Origin of the sequence: Paenibacillus sp. (assembly GCF_035645235.1) — a bacterium.
Lineage (GTDB): Bacteria > Bacillota > Bacilli > Paenibacillales > YIM-B00363 > Paenibacillus_AE.
On record NZ_DASQMZ010000148.1, the window covers coordinates 1 to 1795 of the forward strand.

The 1795-nt window shown below is 57.3% G+C and carries 3 protein-coding genes and 1 pseudogene; all 4 read right to left on the reverse strand.

Features of this window, described 5'->3' with window-relative positions; all coding sequences use genetic code 11:
- A partial coding sequence (locus tag VEZ38_RS14840; RefSeq protein ID WP_324894727.1) for a GNAT family N-acetyltransferase occupies window positions 1-496 on the reverse strand: 496 nt, incomplete at its 3' end.
- A complete protein-coding gene (locus VEZ38_RS14845) occupies window positions 493-963 on the reverse strand; it encodes a hypothetical protein (RefSeq protein ID WP_324894729.1) in 471 nt (156 codons plus the stop codon). The genes VEZ38_RS14840 and VEZ38_RS14845, both read right to left, overlap by 4 nt.
- Window positions 960-1391, reverse strand: coding sequence for a VOC family protein (locus VEZ38_RS14850; RefSeq protein ID WP_324894731.1), 432 nt, complete (start codon window positions 1389-1391; stop codon window positions 960-962). Before VEZ38_RS14850 ends, VEZ38_RS14845 begins: the two co-directional genes overlap by 4 nt.
- A gap of 141 nt (window positions 1392-1532) precedes the next feature.
- A pseudogene (locus VEZ38_RS14855) lies at window positions 1533-1795 on the reverse strand (sugar ABC transporter substrate-binding protein); the annotation flags it as partial.

The following is a 1795-nucleotide window of genomic DNA, read 5'->3' on the forward strand; positions in this document are numbered from 1 at the left end:
GCCTCGCATACAGGCACGTTGGCAGGTTCCGGTTCCGCTTGTTGAGGAACTGTTTCTCCAACGTCATGCCGAGCTTCTCCGCCACGCGTCGGGAGGCGACATGATCCGTCGGCATGTTTGCGCAAATGCGCTCCAATCCCAATGTCTGAAATCCGTACTCCAGGACCGCCGTCGCCGCCTCGAAGCCGTACCCCTTACCCCAATGGGAGGCATGGACGATATACCCGAGATCGTTCTCCGTCATGTCATCGACCTCCAGGGTCATTATTCCGACGTCGCCAACGAATTCCCCGCCTTTCCGCGTGAACATCCCCATTCGACCATACCCCTGCGAGTAATTCGCCAAACTTCGCTTGAGCCAGCCTTCGCTTTGCTCCGTCGTGAACGGCGCCGGCCAGAACCGCATCGTCTCGGCGTCCGAGAGCAGCCGATGCAGCTTGGGCAAATCTTCAGGCGTATACGTTCGAATTTCTAACCGTTCGGTGAGGATATTCAACGCGTACTCCCTTCCGCGGCGCGGTCCTCGGCGGCCGGTACGTCGGTTGGTTTTCCGTCTTCGCGCGCAAAGTATTTCCGTTGGAACATCAGCAAAACCAGGAGGAAGACGTGAATGACGAGGGAAAAGGGGCTGCCGACGCCGTACAACGTTAGCGCGACAAGGACCGCGACGAGCGGCCCGAAATTTCTTCCCCGCAGAAAAATATATGCAAGGATCGCCAGAAGGAGCGGAATCGAAAGTTGACCGGCGAACCCGCCCAGGAACGCACCGACGACTTCGCCGTCCGCAAGATCTTCACTGGTTATGCCCATCGAACGGAGAAAGCCATCTTGAAAATGAGAATACAGCCCCTCCCCCGGGGGAATCGCCACTACGGCAACGACCGCAAGAAAGGAAATCGGGGCAAGCCATATTTTTGCAAGCAAAATAAACGAAATCGCCTTGATCCCGAACGGCTTCTTCATACGGATTCCTCTGGGTTGTCCCATTGCGGGTTCCATACGACTTCCCAGAGATGGCCGTCCGGATCTTGAAAATACCCGGCGTACCCTCCCCAGAACGTATCGTGCGCAGGAACGGCGATTACGGCCCCGGCATCTCTCGCCTCAGCGAGGACACGGTCGACCTCTTCCTTGCTCCCCACGTTATGCCCCAGCGTAAATTCGGCGGGACTCGGCGAGCCCAGCGGCACGTTCGCGTCGTACGCGATATCCTTGCGCTGCCAAATCGCGAGCCTGAGTCCGGACGCAAGGTCGAAGAAAGCGACCGCGCCGTGCTCGAATTCCCTTCCTACGATGCCTTCCGTCGCAAACCCCAATCCGTCTCGGTAGAATGCAAGCGAGCGTTCCAAATCGTCGACGCCTAACGTAATGACGGTGATTCTCGGCTGCATCATGCCACTCTCCTTTCACAACCCTATTCTATCGATCCGCTAGGGGCGGCTCGATTTTCACGGTGACACCCCCAAATTATACCATGCGTCGCATGATTGAAAATTACAAAATACAAAAAAAGGGAGGGTTCCACCTCCCGTCTATTCCTCTGCGGCAGCCGCGTTCGCCTGCTCTTGCAGCATGCGCTCGATCGCGGCGTCTCCTTCGGTTTGCCATTCCTTCAGCGCTTGCCGCGCCTCTTTCTTGCCGTCCAGCACCCCTTGCAGCTTATTCGCCCCAATGTATTGAATCTCGTAGATTTGCGGAAATTTCCGATACAGCTGATCGTTCACGACCGACGGCGCCGGCTTTAGCAGCGTGAACGCTTCGACGTTGTACCGGTGACCCGGCTTCGGCGCCACGA

Coding starts and splice junctions, on each gene's coding strand:
- VEZ38_RS14845 (WP_324894729.1), bottom strand. CDS start 963: ATGAAGAAGCCGTTCGGGATCAAGGCGATTTCGTTTATTTTGCTTGCA.
- VEZ38_RS14850 (WP_324894731.1), bottom strand. CDS start 1,391: ATGCAGCCGAGAATCACCGTCATTACGTTAGGCGTCGACGATTTGGAA.